Source organism: Brevundimonas sp. FV1ps31S (assembly GCF_058681265.1).
The window spans coordinates 1,039,686-1,059,254 of record NZ_CM178735.1 but is presented as its reverse complement, the minus strand read 5'-3'; the positions used below and the strand labels follow the sequence as shown (position 1 = coordinate 1,059,254).

The following is a 19,569-nucleotide window of genomic DNA, read 5'->3' as shown; positions in this document are numbered from 1 at the left end:
ATCAGCGTCCCTGGCTCGGACGCTGACCACCGCCCTGGCGCTGCGGACGGGCCTGACCGGCGACGGCGACCTTGCCGCCTTCCGTCAAACGGTCGCCGCCCTCGGTGATCACCTTCTCGCCGGCTTTCAACCCCGATGTGATGACGACGGTGGTGGTGGTCGCCACGCCGGTCACGACCGGGCGCTGCGACACGGTGCTGTCGGCGCCGACCACCCAGACGAAGGAGGTCTTTTCATTCTGACGCACCGCAGTCGAGGGCACGGTGACGGCGTCGCGCAGCGTGTCCAGGGTCATGCGGATATTGACGAACTGGCTGGGGAACAGGGCTCCGGAGGCGTTGGGGAAGCGCGCCTTGCCGCGCACCGTCCCCGTCGTCGTGCTGACCTGATTGTCCAGGGTAGAGAAGACGCCCGTGTCCAGCGTCTTCTCCCGCGTCGTATCCAGGGCGAGCACCGGAAGACGGGCGCCGGAATAGGCCCGCTGCTGAATGGCGGCGATCTGGGCCTGGGGTACGGTGAATTCGACGTCGATGGGGCTCAGGGTCGTGATGACGGCCAGGCCGGAGGAATCGCCCGCCGCAATATAGTTGCCGGCGTCGATGACGCGCAGACCGATGCGTCCGCTGGCGGGGGCGACGATGCGGGCGTAGCCGAGGTTCAGCTGAGCCGTCTGCACCGCCCCGCGATAGGCCGTGACGGCCCCTTCCAACTGCTCGACCAGGGCCCTTTGGGTATCGACCTCCTGGGTCGCGATCGAGTCCTGCTGAAGCAGGGTCTCGTAACGCGCCAGGGTGACGCGCGCCGCCGTCAGTTGGGCCTGGTTCTGCTGCAACTGCCCCTGGGCCTGGGTCAGGGCGGCCTGGAAGGGCCGGGGATCGATCTGGGCCAGCACCTGGCCTTTGCGGACCATCTGCCCCTCGGTGAAATAGATCTCCGAAATGACGCCGGACACCTGCGGCCGGACGGTGACCAGGCCGGCCGGCACGACGGTGCCGATCGCATCCAGCATCACGGGGACGTCCGCCGTCGTCGCCATGGCGACGCCGACCGTGCTGGCGGCAGTCCGAGGCCCGCCGCCGGGACCGCCCGGCCCGCCGCCAGGCCCGCCGGCGCCCGGCGTCGTCTCCGTCCCGAGCGACCGAACCACAACCAGGGCAAGGGCCGCAACGATCAGGACCACGACAGCCCCGCCGATCAGCTTCTGCCGACGGGTCAGCTGGCGCATCCGCGTATGGGAAGGGCGAGGCTCAAGGCTCATGGTCGTCGGCTCTGCGTCTGAATTCTGTACGGCGATAGTATCCCTGCTAGCGGCCATTTGAGGTTCCGCCTTGTCTCAGTGTGTCGAGGGGCGGCAAAGGTGTGTCGCAACGTGTCAGACCGCGACTTGAGAACAACGGACATCGAATGAGGCGAGCCCCTCCCCGTCTGGCCGCGCATAATGCGCTGATGGAGACTCCATCCCGCATCCTGCTGGTCGACGACGATCGCGACATTCGCACCCTGCTGGCCGAACAACTGGCGATGGCGGGCTTCGAGGTCGAGACGGCGGGCGACGGCGGACGCATGCGCGAGATCATGGCCGTCTGGACTGCTGACCTGGTGCTGCTGGACCTGAACCTGCCTCGCGAGGACGGTCTGAAACTGTGCCGGGATATCCGGGCGACCTCTGCGACGCCGATCATCATGCTGACCGCGCGCGGCGAAGCCGTCGATCGGATCCTGGGCCTGGAAATGGGCGCCGACGACTATCTGACCAAGCCGTTCGAGCCGCGCGAGCTGATCGCGCGCATCCGCAATGTCCTTCGGCGCACCCAGTCCCTGCCCGCCAATCTGGCGCCGTTGGAGGCACGGCGGGCGACGATCAATGAATGGACATTGGATATGGAGCAGCGCCTGCTGAACGACCCCGCCGGCCGGGTCGTGATGCTGTCGGGCGCCGAGTTCCGGCTGCTTCGGGTTCTGGTCGATTACGCCAATCGCGTACTCAGCCGCGAACAGCTGATCAATCTCGGCGCCGTGCGTCAGGAGGATGTTCTCGATCGCGCCGTGGATATCCAGGTCAGCCGTCTGCGCCAGAAGTTCGGCGACGAAGGCGCGGTCCTGATCCGGACGATCCGCAACGAGGGCTATGTTCTGGCCGCGACGGTGAGCCTGTCGTGACCCGGCTCCAGTCCTTTTTCGGCTCGCTGACAGGACGCATCTTCTTCCTGTTGCTGGTGGGCACGGGCGCTGCGTCGGTCGTTTCGCTCAGTATCGCCGATCTGCGCCAGCATGCAGATATCGCCGCCTTCCAGACTGAACGCACCGCCGACCGTATCCAGGCCTATGTCAATCTGGGCCAGCGAATCGGCGCGTCGGAAGCGCGCGACCTGGCCGCGCGTGGCGCCACCAGCGTTCGCATCCCCCCCCGCACCGCCGTCGATCTGAAGCCGGATCCGGCGCTTAATCGTGTGCTGGCGGATGGTCGATTGGGCGCTGTCCAGGCTATGGCCTCTCGCGTCTCGCCCGACGCCTGCCACGGGGCCGAGCCCGAGCCCGGCTGGCCGGAAAGAGACAGCCAAACTAAGGCAGCAGTCCTCAGTCAGGCCGCCTCGCTGGGACTGGGGCCGCCAACCTGCTGGATCGTCGAACTAAGTTCAGATCAGATCAGGGAAAGCATCGCCGTCTGGGCCCCGCCGCAGGCTGTTCGTCCTAGACTGCTCGACCCCGGCTTCCTTCTAGCCTTGGCTCTGGCCGCCGCCCTGCTGTCTCTCGTCGTCGCCCGCATCGCCACACGCCCCGTTCGCCACATGGCGGCTGGCGCCCAGGCCCTGGGGGAATCCCTGGACGCTCCGCCGATGCCGGAGACCGGCCCAGTCGAGGTGCTCCGCGCCGCCCACGCGATGAACAGCCTTCAAAGCCGCCTAAAGGCGTCGATCGCCGCCAAGAGCCAGGTTCTCGCCGCCGTCACCCATGACATCCAGACCCCGATGACCCGCATGCGCCTGAGGTTGGAGAAGGTCGAGGATGCGGACCTGCGACAACGACTGCTGGGCGACCTTGCGGCCATGCAGGCCTTGGCGCGCGAAGGCCTGGAGATCGCACGCGACACGCCCAGCACGGAACCGCTCGCCGTGGTGGATCTTGACGCGCTTATCGAGGCGCTTGCAGACGACGAGCGGGACGCCGGCCACGACATCGTCTTCATCGATGGCTGCGACTGTGATGTTGAAGCCCGTCCTCAGGGCCTCAAACGTTGCCTGGCGAATCTTATCGACAACGCGATCCGCTATGCGGGAAGCGCCCGTATCAGAACGGTCGATGCTGGGGATCATGTGGTGGTCCAGATTGACGACGCCGGTCCCGGCGTCCCTGAGGACCAGCTGACCGCCGTCATGGAACCGTTCGTCAGGCTGGAAACCTCGCGTTCCCGAGAGACCGGCGGCTCGGGCCTTGGCCTGGCGATCGCGGCGCGCCTGGCGCGGGACATGGACGGCGAGCTGACGTTGGCCAACCGGCCAGAAGGCGGGCTTCGGGCCTCGCTGCGTCTGCAAAAGGCGGTGCAAGCGCCTTCTTAGCCGAGCAGCGCGTGATTGATCGCTTAGAGGAACTGGACGGGCTGCGGGCGCATCTGGCGCCGAATTGCCCCATGGTCCGTCAGTCCAGCAATGACCAGACCAGCGGCGTGCCCTTCACAGCGTCCTGCCGCAGTCTGCGCCCGAGGAGCTCGCGATAATGCCGGGGGTGGAGGCCGTCGCCGGGGCGGACGGAACGAAGGTTGTCGGGTGTCAAAGCCTCCCCCTTCTTCATATCCATTGCGATAAACAGGGATCGACCGAAGCGGCGGTTGATCAGGGCCTGGCCCGTGGGTCCAGACTGGACACCGCCGATCGCTTGCTCAGCGATCCTGACTCCCTTGACCAGGCTGGCGAAATCGTCCGGCGTCAGTGAGAAGCTGGCGTCAGGCCCGCCGATGGCGCGGTCGAGAATGAAGTGTTTCTCGATCACCCGGGCGCCCAGCGCCACCGCGGCGATGGCGACCGCATTCTCGGTCGTGTGATCCGACAACCCCATCCTGACGCCGAAGGTCTTCGCCCAGACCGGTATCGTCGCCAGATTGGCGTCCGACGGCAGCGCCGGATAAGCCGAGGTGCATTTCAGCAGGGTGATGTCATGGTTGCCTTGCCGATGACAGGCCGCGATCGCCTCCTCGATGTCACCCATGTTGGCGATGCCGGTGGAGATGATCATCGCGCGCCCCTTGGACGCCGCATGTTCGATCAGCGGGATGTCCGCGATCTCGAACGAAGCGATCTTGAAGATCGGCACGTCCATCTCGTCCAGGAAATCGACAGCCTTGAGGTCGAACGGCGACGAGAAGAAAGTCAGCCCCAGGCGATGGGCCTCCGCCTGGATCGGCGCATGCCATTCCCACGGCGTTTGAGCCTCGAGGTAGAGGTCGTGCAGCGTCGCGCCGTCCCACAGGGTTCCGTCGTTGATCTGGAAAGGCGTCGTCTGGCAGTCAAGCGTGATCCCGTCCGCCGTGTAGGTCTGGACCTTGATCGCGTCGGCCCCGGCGGCGGCCGCGGCGCGCACGGTCTCAAGGCAAACCTCAAGCGAACCGCCATGGTTGGCCGAAAGCTCCGCCACCATGAACACATGGTCCGGATAGGTGAAGCTCATGCCGCATCTTCCTTGAATACGCTCGCCATCAATGCCGCCCGATCAGAAGGCCAGTCGTCGGCCAACCGCGCCATACAGATGATATCCTGCAACTCGCCACCCTTTAAACGCGCTTTCGCGAGCAAGCCTTCGCGGGTGAAGCCAAACCGCTCGTGCAGCCGGACGACGCCGCCGTTGAAGGCGAACACCTCGCAGCACAGTTTGCGGATTCCGACCGGCCCGAACGCCTCGTCCAGCGCGAGCAGTTCCATGGCGGCGCCCGATCCGCGCGGAGTGTCCGTCTCTCCCAGATAGAAGGCCCAGTTGGCGCGGCCATGGGTCCGGTCAATTTCGGTGAAGGATACGAAGCCGACCGGCCGGTCGCCGTATTCAAATATGCGATAGACGGCAGATCGGTCCGCCTGGCTGCGATCAAACCAACGGTCATGCTCGTCGACCGTGATGATGTGGTCGCTGTACATATTGGCGCGTATGCGATCCTGATTGCGCCACGACAGGACGAGGGCGCGGTCCCCCTCGACCATCGGCCGCAATCGGCAGTCGGCGTAACGCATCAGACGCGCTCCTGAACCATGGACCGTTCGAGATGATCGAACAGGCGTCGAACGCCCTGCCCGTCGACCACGCCTGCGGCTCTGGCGCCGATGCTCTGTCGCACGACGGGATCCCGCAGTTGACCCATCGCCGCCTTCACGCGCGCCTCGAGGTCCGCAGCGTCCCAAACGCCCGCGACAATATAGCCGCACAAGGCCGGCCAGTGATCGAGATTGGCCTTCTGGTTGGCCGCGATTCCGACGAAGATGGCCGGCGTTCCACACCGGGCGAGTTCGAACACCGTCTGCCCCGCACCGCTGATTGCGATGTCCGCGGCCAGCATCAGGGACGCCATGGCGGCGGCGTCGATCGCCTGATGGACGGACACGCCGGGCATCGCGGGCGGCGCTGGCTGGCCGGCGCCCAGCACCAGATCAATCTTCCCCGCAGGGTAGGCCTGCTGGGCCAAACGGGCCATGGGCACGCCAATCCCGTGCAGGTCGCCGCCGCCGAAGATCACCAGAATCCGCTCGACGTCAGGCCGCGCGGGCAGGCGCTCCGGCAGATCCCAGAACGGCGGACGCAAAGGCTGCCACGACGGACCGTTCAGCACCCTTTCGCGTTCGGATGTCTCGGAGACCGGCCGATCGGGGGCCGGGTGAACGACCACGCCCGACGGATAGGACCAGCCCAGGTCATCGATGAAGACTGTGACGCCAGAATTGGATGCGATCGTCTCCATGGCCTCGGCCGAGGCGGCATAGCTGTCGACCAGAGCGATGTCCGCCCGGATACCGCTCGGGGTCTCCCCCTCCTCCTGCCAGCGACGCTGGATCACGTCCTGCCCGGAGCCGATCGCTGCGACAGCGACCGCATCACCGTCCAGAATCCAGCAAACCTGTCCGCCTCTCAGCAACCAGGCTTCCGCATATGCGCTGCACCGACTGACGTGGCCGAGCCCCCGGACCCGATCGCCTTCGGTGAAGACGACAAGCAATCCCGGCGTGGGCATCACGATGCGCCGGAATGAGGCAGACGATGTTGGCGTTCGGTCAGCCGCCAATCCACTTTGGCGTCGATGTCCTGAACCTCGAGTTCGACGTGGGTCATGGCGCTTAATGTCCCCGCGAAAGGATTCGGCCGGGTTATCCTCTCGCCTGGCTACGCGATTTGCCGCTGCGATGCACGACTATTGAACTGACAATACAGTCTCAACAACCCGCCGCGACAATCGAAGTCGCCGCACTACGACTCTGACGATACAGTCGACGCTCCGTTGACTTTGCCGCCGAAACCCTAACCGCTCGATCCGGACCGGAATCAGGGTAGTTTGATCCGAACGTCCCTCAACTTTCGAGGGCTCGCAAGATTGAGAACCTCTTTCCGCTCGCGGCTCACGAGCGGTTCGCCGCCGCAGGACAACATGCAAACGACTAAGAACGGGGGATGGCAATGAGCACGGCGGCCGAGAAGACCAGCATAGGGCCATCTGTGACAGAGGCCCTGATCTCTGATGGCGCATATCGGTTCGACTGGCCGCTGGACCCCGCAGGCGCGACAGCACTGCTGAACAAGATCAGGGCCGTGCGTAGGTTCGACGAGAGCCTGTTCCTGGAAGAAAAAGCCTTCGACCTCAATCCGCAGTATCGCGGCGTAAACCCTCGCCCTGGGCGAAATCTTCTTGAACGGTTCGACGCAGAGCTGGCTTTTGTTGAGCAGGATCGCGGTATGGTGAGCGCCCTCACAGAGGTGCTTGGACCTGACTATGTCATCACGGACCGCAAGATTGTCTGCGGCGTCCCATCCCGGTCGATTCCAAACTGGCTGAAGGCGCGCATCGAAGGCGCCCCCGTCAACAATCTGGGCCCCTATGTGAAACCCGAGTACCGGGATGTGACCTATTTTTACGGGATCGACTTCCACCAGGACATCATCGACTTCAAAGACCGGGAAGCGGATTTTGTCACCTTGTATGTTTACCTTCATCCGGTCGCCCGATCTGACGCGCCGCTTTTCCTGCTTGAGGGCAGCCATGTGCTCGGCGCGACAACCTTCCCGCACGGGCTCTCGCGCAAGGACGCGCAAACCTGGCTCTACGACAGCCCGGATGGGCAGTCTGTGGAGGTGCGACAGACCGTTCTGACAGGTCAAACAGGCTTTGCCGCCCTCTGGCACCCGTTCACCCTGCATGGAACTCAGCCGGATACTGCCGACCACGAACGTATCTCGTTGCGTTATCTAATCAGCCGGCGGTCATCTTCCGCAGGGGGACTTACCGCCGTGAACGCCGCCATTCGGGGCCCGCTTCTCCTGCAGACGACGCGGATGGATCTGGCTGCGGACGGATCCGCGCAGATCAAAAACAACCTGGTGCGCACGGTCGAGGGCTGACCCCCTTGCGTGCCAACGCCGCATGAATCGTGCCCAACATCTTCTCATCGAGAAAATTGCGCAGCCCTGAACATGTCTGACCCCATCGCCGTCGAACATCAGTCCCTCGAATTCGCTCGGCGATTTATTCCAGCGGCTCGTCCGCGCCTTCCCGACGCTGACGCTGTTCTCCCGTATCTGCGTCGCATGGACGCGGCCCGGAGCTATTCGAACTTTGGCCCTCTTCTCACGGAGTTCGAATCCCGACTTGCGGAGCGCTTCGAGGCGGGTTCCAAGGTGGTCACCTGCGTGAACGCAACCCAGGCCCTGACCCTGACCCTAAATGCGCTGAACCTCGCGAAGGGCAGCCTGGTCGCCATTCCGTCCTACACCTTCGTCGCCACAGCCCATGCGGTGATCGCCGCCGGCCTGACCCCCCTGTTTCTCGACGTGGACCCGAACGACTGGATGCTTCGACCTGCGACCGTGCGCGACGCCCTCGCATGGGCGCCCGCTCCGGTCTCGGCCGCGATCGTTGTCGCCGCCTTCGGCGCCATGCCGAATCTCGAAGCTTGGAAAGCGCTGCGCGAAGACGCCGGCTTGCCCGTCGTGCTGGACGCCGCCGCCGCGTTCGATCAGGCACGCGCAGCGGAAATCCCCACCGTCGTAAGCCTGCACGCGACCAAGGTCCTCGGTATCGGCGAAGGTGGGTTTCTGGCGACGACGGACGCCGACCTGGCGGCGCGCGTCAGGCAGTCAACGACGTTCGGCTTTCGCGGCTCACGCCTCTCGGACATCGCGGCGACGAATGCGAAGCTCAGCGAGTATGCGGCCGCCGTGGGTCTGGCCGCCCTGGACCGCTGGGAGACCGACCGGCTGCAGTTTTTACGCGCCGCGCTGATGATGAAGGCCGCCATGACCTTTCTTCCTGACGTTCAGTTCCAGCCGGGCTGGGGCGACGGCTGGGTCACCAGCGTGTGCTCCGTGGGCCTCCCGAACGGATCGGTTGACGCCGTTGAACACGGACTCCAGGATCATGACATTCACACCCGGCGCTGGTGGGACCGGGGTTGTCACGCGAATCCGGCCTTCGCTGAGTGCCCGCGTGGGGATCTGTCCGTGACCGAGACCCTAAGCCGTTCCGTGCTGGGCCTGCCATTCGCGATCGACATGGACGGGGATGATATTTCGCGTGTCGCCGCCGCCCTGAGCTTGGCGCTTGCAGGCCGTTGACCTTGGGTGTCGCACAACCCTTTCCCCGATGGCGGCAGTGTCGGCTCCCTCCCCCTCACGGAACAGGAAGGACAGAGTCGACCTGATGGGAACACCGCCCAAAGGCATCGGCAGCGTTATCCCTGCGGCTGACCGGGCCAGCTCGTCGTCATGCGCGACGACAGTGTGGTCGGCTTGGACGGCTGGACAAAGCGACAACCGCGCTTTCGCGACCGCCCGCGCGGCCCTCGCCGCTCTGCTTGTGGCCCGCCAAGTGAAACGGCTCTGGCTGCCGGCCTATGTTTGCGGCGCTCTGGTCGAAGGCGTGACAAGGGCCGGAGTGGAACCGATCTGGTACGGGGTGGACGATCAACTCAACTGCGATGTCGAGGCGGTGCGCGCCGGCCTGGCGCCCGACGATGCGGTCCTGACGATCGCCTGGTTTGGCCGCCCGCCCGAGACCCAGTTCCAGATGCTGGCTTCTGACTTTCCCTCCCTCCTGATCATCGAGGACCGCGCCCAGGCGCTGGACCCGGGAGCGGGCATCCCGGGGGCAATCCGGCTTTACAGTCCGCGCAAGCTGCTGGGCGTGGCTGATGGCGGCCTTCTCGTTGGGTCAGACCTGCCGCCTCCCCCGACCCGGCCCGGGTTGCCCGACCTGTGGACGGCCAATGACGGCCGGCATGCGGACGCCGAGGGGCGGGATCCCGACACATGGTTCCCGGACTACCGAGCCCGCGAGACAGCGTACGATGCCGAGCCCCGCTGTTGCAGCGATCGAACCCTCGCCGCCCTCGATCTAGTAGAAATCCAGCCCGAAGCAGACGCCCGCCGCCGCAACTGGGAAAGCCTCGCTGCACATCTGGCTCCCTTTGCGCTGTGGCCCGATGCGGCTCCGCAATTCGCGCCCCTGGCTTTTCCTATCGTCGTCTCGAACGCAGCCGATCTCGTCGCCCATCTTGCCGACCAGCGAATCTGGGCTGCTCGCCATTGGGAGAACCTTCCCTCTCCCGGCCAATTTGGCGCCGCCCACCGGCTCAGCGATCGTTGTGTTTCCTTGCCCCTGGACGGCCGTTACGGGCGGCCAGAGATGATGCGCATCGTCGACGCCGTCCTGAAATTCGCAGGCTCGCCACCTCTCCGCACCGCTTAAGCGCGGTAAGCCGGAAAAAATCCGGTCTCCACGCCGGCGCTCAGGGCGGCATATCGCGCGGGATCGAGAACCGCACCGCACAGCGAAGTCATGACCTCTCCATTGGCGAAACCGCTTTTGAAGGCAAAGAGCCCCCCCTCTCCGGAGCCGATCCCGGCGCCTCCGCCCAGGTTGACCACGCCCTGCCCCTCGAAATGTTGGATGGCTGTGTCGTAAAGGGCGAAACTGGCGCCGTTGGCGTATCCATCCGCATCCACCGCAGTCAGGTGGTTGTAGATGACGCCGTCGCAGGCGAACCATAGCGTCATGCCGACGACATGGTCTCCGACCGAGGCTGCGAAGGCCACCAGCGCCGGATCCTTCCCCATGACCTCGAAACTGGCGTCGGGAAAGGCGGCGACCCCGGAGATACCCCGGCGGGCCACCAGACCCCGGTAGAGGCGGTTCCAGTCTTCGAGCCAGAGCGGCAAGGGGCCGACGTCGATTCGGCACCGGCGATGTCCGCGGCGGATGCGTTCGGCATGATGACGGCTGGGGCTGTAGCGGCCGCGGGCGGGGTCGATGGTCAGGTGGGCCTTGAACGGCTGGACGAAGCCGAACGTCTCCGAGAGACGCTCCCGCGGGGGGCCGGCAAGCGGATCAGGCACGAGAACGACCGAGATCAGACCGAGGCCGCGCAACCGCTCCAGTCCGCCGCTCAAGTCTGCGGTCGTCGCAAGCGCCGTCAAGGGATAGAGGCCCATAGCATCCTCGCCGTGGCCAAGGGCGGGATTGAGATCCCGAGGAACGGAGCGCGCCAGAATCGGGACGCCCCACTCCGGTACGGGCACCGGCCGTCCCGCGTGGCCTAGCGCGTGGGCGTAAGCCAGGCTCGCATAGGGATGCACGAGCTCAGCTGTCCCAGTAACGGTTTTCGGCGACTAGATCGGCATAGTCCTGGCGTGTGACGCCGACGAGGATCCTGTCCCAGCGACGCCCCTCGCGGAAATGCCAGCCTCTTTGCCGGCCCTCCTCGCGCCACCCGCATTTGCCGACATAGAGCCGGTGCGATGCGGCGTTGTATTCGATTATGTCGCCGTCCAGCCTTTCCAGCCGCAGCTCGTCGAAGGCATAGCGCATGACCGTCATGACCGTATCGAGACCATAGCCCTTGCCCTGTATCTCGGCGGCGCCCAGCATCATGCCGTGGAAGGCGGTCCCGTTCTTCCAGTCTATGGCGACGAGATTGGCCGTACCGAGCAGCAGGCCATCTTCCAAGCGTTCGATCGCGAAACGCTGATTCAACCGGTCGGTCGCCAGACCGTCCAGCCACGCCACGGTGCTCGCCTCGCTGGAGGGAAATTGCCAGCCGCCCAACTGCCTCCAAATGGCAGGGTCATTGGCCCAGCGATGCAGCAGCGGAATATCGCCCGGCTCCAGCGCTCGCAGACGTACTCGGCGACCTGAAATGCTCATCCTGCAGCCTTTGCGACGACGAAGATGCTGGCGCATTCGGTCGGCCGTTCCTGGCCAAGGGCATAACAGGCTTCGAGGAAATCGTCGCTGATCAGCGGACCTCCAATCAGGCCGTTGAACTGAAAATTGGCCAGGGGCTTGTAGAAAATTCCTCCGCTGTGCTCGGCGTTCAGTCCCGCGGCTGCGACGTCGCGTTGCAGGGTGTCCAGCCTGTAGACACGGCGATGACCCGCCGCCTCATCCGCGGCCGACAGGGCTTCCAGATGGCTGAGCAAGCCCATTTTCACCGCGATGCGTCGCGATGGAGCCTCGGCGTTGGGCACAACCACATAGAGACGCCCGCCGGGCGCCAGGAGCGCGCCCAGTCGACGCAGGGCGGCCACCGGGTCCGCGACGTGCTCCAGCACGTGCGAAAATACGATGGTGTCGAACCGCCGATCGGTCTCGTAGTCCTCGAGCAGGGCCTCGATGAGGACCACACGATCACCCAGCCGTTTGCGCGTGTGAGCGACGAAAGTGGGATCGGGCTCCAGAACCGTCAGGTCGTCATACCGCTCAAGCAGCAGGCTGGTCTGGTCGCCGTGCGCGCAGCCGACCTGAAGGCAAGCGCCGTCCGCGAACCAGGGTGAAAAGGCGCGCATCATATACCCGCGCATCAGGGCGTCGAACGGAGCTGCGCCCTCGCCGTAGGAGGCCACGGCCGCAGCCAACCGGTGACGTTCGGCCGAGGCAACGGCGCTCGGGTGGGTCATCTGATCTGTCGCGCTCATATCTGATCCGCCTTGAACGACCAGTTTTCGGGGGGTTGATAATAGTCCTCGACGCTGGTCGGCACCCGGGCATGAAACCCCAGAAGTTGGCGCGCTGTCGGCGTCAGGCCGGAATGGGTCTCGACGGGCAGGAAGCGGGGCCAGTCCATATGCGGTTTCATGAATGGACGGCCAAAACAAAGCGTCAGGCCGCGGCGCAGCGCGGCGCTACGATTGGGCGCCGCACTATGAACCGCCAGGCTGTCGAACAGAATGATGTCCCCTGCCCGGCCGGTAAGAGAAATAGCCTGTTGGGCAAAATGGTCCGCCGAGGGCATGTCCTCTACGCGGTGCGAGCCTTCCAGCAGTCGGGTCGCGCCGTTTTCAACGGTGAAGTCGTCCAGCATCACCAGCATGTTCAGCGACAGTCTAAAACCGTTGGACCAGGTCCGGATGTCCCTATGGGGCTTGTGCGTATAGGTCGTGACCCCCGGCGGATGCAGCGTCACCCCGAAATTCAGCAGAATGGTCTTGCCACCGAAATAGTGCTCGATCTGGTCCATCAAGGGCATATCCCCGACAAGACGATCCAGACTGTTGTCCAGGCCGAGCGCATGATGACCCGCGCCCTCCATATTGGCGGCGACGCCGTTCCGCACCTGGACCATGCGGCGCTCAGCATAGAGGGCCTCTGCGTCTCGTCCCAAGGCGGCGACATGGTCTGCGTCCAGCACGCCCTCGAAGCGCACCCATCCCAAGGTCCGCATCTGTTCGTCAATCCGGCTCTGATCCAAGGTCATTAGGGTTCCAGTTGGACGAACAGGGCGGTGCCCATGACGAAGCTGCGGGCGATCCGGTCCGCGTGACGCGCGCACCAGGCGTCGCCTACGGTTCGAGGTCCATCGCCGAAGGCCCAGACATAGTCGTCAAAAACTACCCAGCCCCCAGGCGCCATGTGCGGCGTCCAGTTCTCAACGTCCTCGGTCACCCGCTCCAGAGAATGGTTGCCATCGATATGCAAAAGGGCGATCCGGCCCGTATAGACGGTGCGGCCCAGGACCTCGGTCTCTACAGTCAAGCTGGGACAATAGTGTTGGGCGGCCACAGTCGAGGTGGCGCGAATATAGTTGACTCGCCCGTCCGCAAGGGGCGCGAGATTGGTCTCGAAGATGGTGAGAGCGTCGTCCAGGTTCATGGCTGCGCTGGCCTTGTCCAACATCGCCACGCCCTGCGCCAAGGCCTCGGCTCGCCATGGATCGACACACAGAACCGGACCAAGATCGTGATGGCGTGACAGCAGGGTCAAAAGGGCTGCTGACCGGCCCCACCACGAACCGATCTCGACGATATCTCCGGCTGGAACGTGACGCGCGACCTCGATCATCGCCGCGATCTTGTCGTTGTCGGACATGCCGGGCACGTCGTCCACGAACCGCAAGAGACCGGCCAGCCGGGGACCGGCGAGACGCGGGGCGCCGCCGCCGAACCAGTCGGGCGCAGCGCGGATCTCGTCTGCGCGGTCCCAGAGGGCGCGGTAAGCCCGTTCCTTGGCCAGAAGCGGCGAGACACTGATCAAGCTGACATTCGTCGAGAGGCCCGGAAGAACTTCGGCAAGATGGGCGCTGACGACTTCATGAGGAGAATAGATGGCCGTAACCCCCAGACGCTCGATCAGGCGTCGCAAGGCCTCGGCGAAGTCAGGATCATGGACATAGGGCAGGTACTCCCAGCTGTCGTAGCGGCCCGCTTCGGGATTCCACGCAAGAGACGACGCCCCGACGACACGATGTCCCCGTTCGGCCGCCTCGCTCCGGTATTTCAGAGCGTCCGGCGTCCCGGCCGGAAAGACGAGGACCGTTTCGGTCATGACTTCACTGTGCGTCCACGATCGCACGCGCGTGCATCTCGCGGAAAATACTTTCGAGATTGCGCGTGAAGCCGACCTCGTCACGGTAGGGCGAGGCATCGAACGCGGGGCGAACCCGCTGACGGAGACCGTCAAGGCGTGAAGCGTCGCTGGTCAGGTCCAAGGCGCGCCTGACGTAGTCGCCCCAGTCGTTCGCGATCAACTCGGTCAGCCCGCACGGCACAAGCGCGGGCAAGCCAATCCGCGAGAAGAAGTCGTCGCCCTCGAGCGTCAGGACCGGCACGCCGTTCGCCAAGGCGTCGCATGTGGTGGTCCCGCCCGTGCAGGGCGAGGGATCGAGCGCCAGATCGATCTCGGAGAAGGCGTTCAGGTAGTCCGCCCCCTTGCTGTGACCTTGGAACTGCAGTTGTTCGGGGCTGACCCCATAGGCGGAAAATCGAGCCTGCGTGGTCCGTTGCAAGACGGGATCCACGTAGTAGCGGTACTTGAACAGCAGCCGGTTCGTCGGACGGGTCCGAAGGATTTCCGCCCATGCGATTACTGTCTGTTCGCTGATCTTCGCCGGATTGTTGAAAGATCCGAAGGTGACGTAACCGTTGCGCAGCGCCGGCGTCGGCGCAGGATCGGGGCGATCCGGCGCCGGTCGATAGGGGGCCATGATGTCGCCCATTCGCCAAATCTTCTCGACGAAATAATCCGCTGTTCCGGGGGCGTCCATGCTGTCGGCGTGCAGCACATAGTCCATACTGCTCAGTCCGGTGGTCTGCACGAAATTTATCCAGGCCACCTGCACGGGCGCCGGACGATGCCCGAAGACCGATAGCCGGCTGCCAGCCGTGTGACCCCAGACGTCGACGAGGACATCGATCCCATCAGCGCGAATTTGCTCGACGACCTCGGCGTCCGGCATCGCCCCGATCGCCCTGACTGTACAGGCTTCTGGCAGGCCGACCTCAACGGATGGATCCGCGCAATAGAGGAAGACTTCCACGGACGCTGGGTCGTGAGACTCAAGAACGGGAATAAGAAACTGGGCCACCTGATTGCGCGAGAAGCTAGGGCCGACATAGCCGATCCGCAGACGTCGATTTACGGCCGACGAGTTGGCGATCGTCTTCGTCCCCGATATGTGCGGCGCGGCGTAGAGCGCGGCCCATCTGCGCGCCTCGTCGGAGACCTGCTTCAGACGGTCAGGCCCGTGAAACAGTGCGTAGATCAGAAAGCCGTGGATTGCAGCCCCGGGAAAACGCTCGACGGCAAGGGTAAAGACATCGATCGCCTCGGCCATCCGACCCTGATGCTGCATCGAGAGGCCGTAACTGACCAGAACATCCGGGGCGAGATTGTCGAAATCCAGCGCCTTGCTCAGAGCCAGGGTCGCCGCCCCCATCTGATCGGCGATATACAACTGTCGACCTACGGAACCGCAGTAGGCGGGATCGGAGCGGAACCGCTCCATCTCCACGCCGACCGCCCGCATGACCGCAACCGCATGCAGATTGCAGGCATCGGTCAGAATTTGACGCGCAAGACCCTCATGTCCGGCTGCAACAAGCGCGCTGTAAAGCCAGTATCGGCTTTCCCAGTCAGCAGGCTTGTTCTGCGTTATGGCATAGAACAGTTCGACCGCTTGGTCCGCATCTCCACGGGCAAGGGCGCCGCGTCCGTCCTCCAGGGTCGGCGGGAAAGTGACGTCCTCGAGGGCAGGGGAAACCGGCATGATGGGCGACCGTCTGTCTTTTATGTTCAAGTTGGTCCGCTTCGTTAAACGAGGCGTTAATGAGATGTGGCAGGCTGAATGCGAGCCCCCTTGCGAGACCCAGCCTGCGATACGACCTTCTCGACGCTGGATTGATCTCACGATTCTCGAGAGACGGACGTGACCTCTAATGCGAAAACACGCCCGCTGGCTGCGCCACGCTCCGGCCCTCTCTATGCGAAGCAGGCTTTCGACCTCAACGACGAGGGTATAGGTCCAGCCCGCTGACGGACATCGCGATTTTGACGGATTGGCGCGCCGCCGTGGATGAGGTCGAGACCTAAGTCACTAGCATCGCCTTGGCTAGCGGAGGTCCGAGACGCGCCAGGCGCGGCCTCAGCTCACGCCAACTTCGCGTACTTGTTCACTCCACTCGATGGCTCTGCGGTCCAGAAGGCGCTGATTTATCAGCGCCTTCTCTTGAGGGTCAGGGGGCTCGGCGCCTGATCGTATCGAGCACGCGGACCTCACACTGCCAGTAAGTGAGCGGCGTATGAAAGCTGAAAGGCGCGACCAGGACGAACGCCGCTAGATGGGCGATACAGATCACTGTCGTCGAACGACGCCAGCCATGACGACCTCAGCGCATCGTCGGAATGACGAACGAGCTGTCCGCATGCTCCAGCGCGCTGTCGGGCCAGCGGGCGGTGACGGTCTTGGTCTTGGTCCAGAAGCGGACGCCCTCCATGCCGTGCTGGTTGATGTCGCCGAAGGCCGAGCGCTTCCAGCCGCCGAAGGTGTGATAGGCGACCGGCACCGGGATCGGCACATTGATGCCGACCATGCCGACATTGACGCGGGCGGCGAAGTCGCGCGCCGCGCGACCGTTCTGGGTGAAGATGGCGACGCCGTTGCCGTACTGGTGGTTCGACGGCAGGGCCAGGGCCTCCTCGAAGGTCTCGGCGCGGACGATCTGCAGCACCGGGCCGAATATCTCCTCCTGATAGGAGGACATGTCGGGCTTCACATGGTCGAACAGCGACGGGCCGATGAAATAGCCCTTCTCGTGCCCCTGCAGGCTGAAGTCGCGGCCGTCGACGACCAGTTCGGCGCCTTCCTGCACCCCCTTCTCGATCCAGCCGGCGATGCGGTCGCGATGCTGGGCCGTGACGACGGGACCATAGTGGGCGCCGGCGTCGGTCGAGACCCCGACCCGCAGCGCAGGGATTTCCGCCACCAGTCGCTCGCGCAGCTCGTCGGCGGTCTTCTTGCCGACCGGCACGACCACCGGCAGGGCCATGCAGCGCTCGCCCGCGCTGCCGAAGGCGGCGCCGGTCAGATCCTTGACCACTTGGGCCATATCCGCGTCAGGCAGGACGATGCCGTGGTTCTTGGCCCCGCCCATGGCCTGGACCCGCTTATGATTGGCGGCGCCGGTCTGATAGACATAGTGGGCGATGTCGGACGAGCCGACGAAGCTGACAGCGTGGACCAGCGGGTGGGTCAGGATGGCGTCGACCGCCGTCTTGTCGCCGTGCACCACGTTCAGCACCCCATTGGGCGCCCCGGCCTCCAGCATCAGTTCGGCCAGCCGCACCGGCAGGGACGGATCCCGTTCCGACGGCTTCAGCACGAAGGTGTTGCCGACCGCGATGGCCACCCCGAACATCCACATCGGGATCATGGCGGGGAAGTTGAACGGGGTGATGCCCGCGACCACGCCCAGCGGCTGGCGCATGGAGTAGACGTCGATGCCCGGGCCGGCGCCCTGGGTGTATTCGCCCTTCAGCGCGTGGGGGGTGCCGCAGGCGAACTCGATCACCTCCAGTCCGCGCTGGATGTCGCCTTTCGAGTCAGCGATGACCTTGCCGTGCTCGCTGGACAGAAGCTCGGCCAGCTCGTCCATCCGCGCCTCGACTAGGCGCTTGAACTCGAACATGACGCGGGCGCGGCGTTGCGGATTGGTGCTGGCCCAGCCGTCGAAGGCGTTCTGGGCCGCCTGGACCGCGCGATCGACTTCACTGACGCTGGCCAGTTGTACGCGGGCCTGGACCTCTCCGGTGTTGGGATTGAAGACGTCGCCGAAACGACCCGAAGCGCCGTCGAAAGCCGAGCCGTCGATGAAATGGCGAATGTCGCGCACCATACTTCAATATCCCTGTGACAATTTTTGCTACCGATGCTCTCTCAGGCGGCAAGTTCACCCGCCAGCAGGCCAAAAACGGCACAAGTTGCCTGATTGGAAAGTCACAACAGCGTGTCTGTCCATCAGGAGCAGAAACGCTCGATTTTCTGATCACCTGATCGAAAAATCAATAACTTACGCGGACGCCGTAAAGGACTTGTTGCACAATCCATAATCAGGCCCACTGTCGGATCGACGGTCTCGCAGACGCGGCCGTGGGGAGGACAAGACGCCCATGACGACGGCCTTCGCCACGGATCAGGTCTTCATCGGCGGCCTCTGGCGCGCAGCGGAAGGCGGCGCGACCCTGCCGATCGAGGACCCCTCCACGGGCGAGGAGATGGGACGTCTGGCGGCCGGAACCCCCGCCGACATGGACGCCGCCGTCCAGGCCGCGCGCACCGCCTTCGACGGCGACTGGGGCCGAGCCACGGCGGTTGAGCGAGGCCGCCTCCTGGCCCGCATGGCACGCGCGGTCGAGGCCCGCATCGACATGCTGGCCCAGTTGGAGGCGCTGGACGTCGGCAAGCCCCTGAAACAGGCGCGCAACGATGTGGTCGCCCTGGCCCGCTACCTCGAATTCTACGCCGGCGCGGCGGACAAGCTGCATGGCGAGACCCTTCCCTTCCAGAATGGCTACACTGTCTACACTCTGCGCGAGCCGCACGGAGTGACGGGGCACATCATCCCGTGGAACTATCCGATGCAGATCATCGGCCGCTCGGTGGCGGCCGCCCTGTGCGTCGGCAACGCCGTGGTGCTGAAGCCGGCCGAGCAGGCCTCTCTCACCGCCCTGGCCTTCGCCCATATCGCCGCCGACTGCGGCCTGCCGACCGGCGCCCTGAACGTCGTGACGGGCGCGGGGGCCGAGGCGGGCGCCGCCCTGGCGGCCCATCCCGGGATCAACCACCTGTCCTTTACCGGCTCGACCGGCGTGGGCGTGGCCATCCAGCAGGCGGCGGCGGTCAACGCCGTGCCGGTGACGCTGGAGCTGGGCGGCAAGTCTCCCCAGCTGGTGTTCGAGGACGCCGACCTGGACAAGGCCCTACCCTTCCTGGTCAACGCCGGAATCCAGAACGCAGGCCAGACCTGTTCGGCCGGATCGCGCGTCCTGGTCCAGCGCGGCGTCTATGACGAGGTCGTGCGCCGCATGGCAGAGCGGTTCGCCGCCCTCAGCGTCGGTCCCGCTATGGACGACCGCGACGTCGGCCCGCTGGTGTCGAAGACGCAGCAGGCGATGGTCGCGGCCTATATCGAACGCGGCCGCGCCGACGGCCTGATCGTGGCCCAGGCGACCCTGGCGGACCTGCCCCCGGGCGGCGCCTATGTCGCCCCCACCCTGTTCGCCGGGGTCGCGCCCGATCATCCGCTGGCGCAGGAAGAGATCTTCGGCCCGGTCGTCGCGGTCATCCCCTTCGAGACGGAAGAAGAGGCCGTCGCCATCGCCAACGGCACGCCCTACGGCCTGGTCGCCGGGGTGTGGACCGCAGACGGGGGGCGGCAGATGCGGCTGGCGAAACGGCTGCGCGCCGGTCAGGTCTTCATCAACAACTACGGCGCGGCGGGCGGGGTCGAACTGCCCTTCGGCGGCGTCGGCAAGTCGGGTCACGGGCGGGAGAAGGGGTTCGAGGCGCTGTACGCCTTCACCGCCCTGAAGACCGTCGCGGCCCACCACGGATAGGG

At 65.0% G+C, this 19,569-nt stretch carries 17 protein-coding genes; 6 read left to right on the top strand and 11 right to left on the bottom strand.

Features of this window, described 5'->3' with window-relative positions; all coding sequences use genetic code 11:
• Window position 1: 1 nt before the first annotated feature.
• Window positions 2-1,225 carry an efflux RND transporter periplasmic adaptor subunit gene (locus tag ACVPT3_RS04860; RefSeq protein WP_492043069.1) on the bottom strand — a complete coding sequence of 408 codons (1,224 nt, stop codon included), beginning with the start codon at window positions 1,223-1,225 and terminating at the stop codon, window positions 2-4.
• 221 nt (window positions 1,226-1,446) lie between these two features.
• On the opposite strand from ACVPT3_RS04860, the gene ACVPT3_RS04855 reads away from it, so the two are divergent.
• Together ACVPT3_RS04855 and ACVPT3_RS04850 are read left to right on the top strand one after the other, a co-directional pair.
• Window positions 1,447-2,160, top strand: coding sequence for a response regulator (locus tag ACVPT3_RS04855; RefSeq protein WP_492043068.1), 714 nt, complete (start codon window positions 1,447-1,449; stop codon window positions 2,158-2,160).
• Window positions 2,157-3,557 (top strand): ATP-binding protein, encoded by a 1,401-nt coding sequence (locus ACVPT3_RS04850; protein WP_492043067.1) that lies wholly within the window; start codon window positions 2,157-2,159, stop codon window positions 3,555-3,557. Before ACVPT3_RS04855 ends, ACVPT3_RS04850 begins: the two co-directional genes overlap by 4 nt.
• A gap of 79 nt (window positions 3,558-3,636) precedes the next feature.
• Here ACVPT3_RS04850 and pseI read toward each other — a convergent pair whose 3' ends face one another.
• The 3 genes from pseI to ACVPT3_RS04835 are packed head-to-tail and all read right to left on the bottom strand — an operon-like array spanning window position 3,637 to window position 6,208.
• Window positions 3,637-4,662: a pseudaminic acid synthase gene (gene pseI, locus ACVPT3_RS04845; protein WP_492043066.1), complete on the bottom strand. Its 1,026-nt coding sequence runs from the start codon at window positions 4,660-4,662 to the stop codon at window positions 3,637-3,639.
• Window positions 4,659-5,216, bottom strand: coding sequence for a UDP-4-amino-4,6-dideoxy-N-acetyl-beta-L-altrosamine N-acetyltransferase (pseH, locus tag ACVPT3_RS04840; RefSeq protein ID WP_492043065.1), 558 nt, complete (start codon window positions 5,214-5,216; stop codon window positions 4,659-4,661). Before pseH ends, pseI begins: the two co-directional genes overlap by 4 nt.
• Complete coding sequence (locus tag ACVPT3_RS04835) at window positions 5,216-6,208, bottom strand: hypothetical protein (RefSeq protein WP_492043064.1); 993 nt, start codon at window positions 6,206-6,208, stop codon at window positions 5,216-5,218. Before ACVPT3_RS04835 ends, pseH begins: the two co-directional genes overlap by 1 nt.
• Before the next feature lie 440 nt (window positions 6,209-6,648).
• Here ACVPT3_RS04835 and ACVPT3_RS04830 point away from each other — a divergent pair, with 440 nt between their 5' ends.
• From ACVPT3_RS04830 to ACVPT3_RS04820, 3 genes are all read left to right on the top strand, one after another.
• Window positions 6,649-7,587, top strand: a complete 939-nt coding sequence (locus tag ACVPT3_RS04830; protein ID WP_492043063.1) for a phytanoyl-CoA dioxygenase family protein — start codon at window positions 6,649-6,651, stop codon at window positions 7,585-7,587.
• 186 nt (window positions 7,588-7,773) lie between these two features.
• Window positions 7,774-8,799, top strand: a complete 1,026-nt coding sequence (locus ACVPT3_RS04825; RefSeq protein WP_492043062.1) for an aminotransferase class I/II-fold pyridoxal phosphate-dependent enzyme — start codon at window positions 7,774-7,776, stop codon at window positions 8,797-8,799.
• Between the two features lie 85 nt (window positions 8,800-8,884).
• Window positions 8,885-9,931: an aspartate aminotransferase family protein gene (locus ACVPT3_RS04820; RefSeq protein WP_492043061.1), complete on the top strand. Its 1,047-nt coding sequence runs from the start codon at window positions 8,885-8,887 to the stop codon at window positions 9,929-9,931.
• On the opposite strand, the gene ACVPT3_RS04815 is transcribed toward ACVPT3_RS04820, so the two are convergent.
• The 7 genes from ACVPT3_RS04815 to ACVPT3_RS04785 form a co-directional block, all read right to left on the bottom strand.
• On the bottom strand, window positions 9,928-10,674 hold the full coding sequence (locus ACVPT3_RS04815; protein ID WP_492043060.1) for a GNAT family N-acetyltransferase: 747 nt from the start codon (window positions 10,672-10,674) through the stop codon (window positions 9,928-9,930). The genes ACVPT3_RS04820 and ACVPT3_RS04815 overlap by 4 nt on opposite strands.
• A gap of 148 nt (window positions 10,675-10,822) precedes the next feature.
• A complete protein-coding gene (locus tag ACVPT3_RS04810; RefSeq protein ID WP_492043059.1) occupies window positions 10,823-11,422 on the bottom strand; it encodes a GNAT family N-acetyltransferase in 600 nt (199 codons plus the stop codon).
• A complete protein-coding gene (locus ACVPT3_RS04805; RefSeq protein ID WP_492043058.1) occupies window positions 11,383-12,156 on the bottom strand; it encodes a class I SAM-dependent methyltransferase in 774 nt (257 codons plus the stop codon). The genes ACVPT3_RS04810 and ACVPT3_RS04805 overlap by 40 nt, the downstream gene beginning before the upstream one ends.
• The gene (locus ACVPT3_RS04800) at window positions 12,153-12,935 is read right to left on the bottom strand and encodes a phytanoyl-CoA dioxygenase family protein (protein WP_492043057.1); all 783 of its coding nucleotides are present in this window, start codon (window positions 12,933-12,935) and stop codon (window positions 12,153-12,155) included. Before ACVPT3_RS04800 ends, ACVPT3_RS04805 begins: the two co-directional genes overlap by 4 nt.
• A complete protein-coding gene (locus tag ACVPT3_RS04795) occupies window positions 12,935-14,002 on the bottom strand; it encodes a class I SAM-dependent methyltransferase (protein ID WP_492043056.1) in 1,068 nt (355 codons plus the stop codon). Before ACVPT3_RS04795 ends, ACVPT3_RS04800 begins: the two co-directional genes overlap by 1 nt.
• A gap of 4 nt (window positions 14,003-14,006) precedes the next feature.
• Window positions 14,007-15,722, bottom strand: a complete 1,716-nt coding sequence (locus tag ACVPT3_RS04790) for an O-linked N-acetylglucosamine transferase, SPINDLY family protein (protein ID WP_492043055.1) — start codon at window positions 15,720-15,722, stop codon at window positions 14,007-14,009.
• A 619-nt stretch (window positions 15,723-16,341) separates the two neighbouring features.
• A complete protein-coding gene (locus ACVPT3_RS04785; protein WP_492043054.1) occupies window positions 16,342-17,847 on the bottom strand; it encodes a CoA-acylating methylmalonate-semialdehyde dehydrogenase in 1,506 nt (501 codons plus the stop codon).
• A 274-nt stretch (window positions 17,848-18,121) separates the two neighbouring features.
• Between ACVPT3_RS04785 and ACVPT3_RS04780 the strand changes: the two genes are divergently transcribed.
• Window positions 18,122-19,567 (top strand): aldehyde dehydrogenase family protein, encoded by a 1,446-nt coding sequence (locus ACVPT3_RS04780; RefSeq protein ID WP_492043053.1) that lies wholly within the window; start codon window positions 18,122-18,124, stop codon window positions 19,565-19,567.
• The last annotated feature ends 2 nt before the right edge of the window (window positions 19,568-19,569 follow it).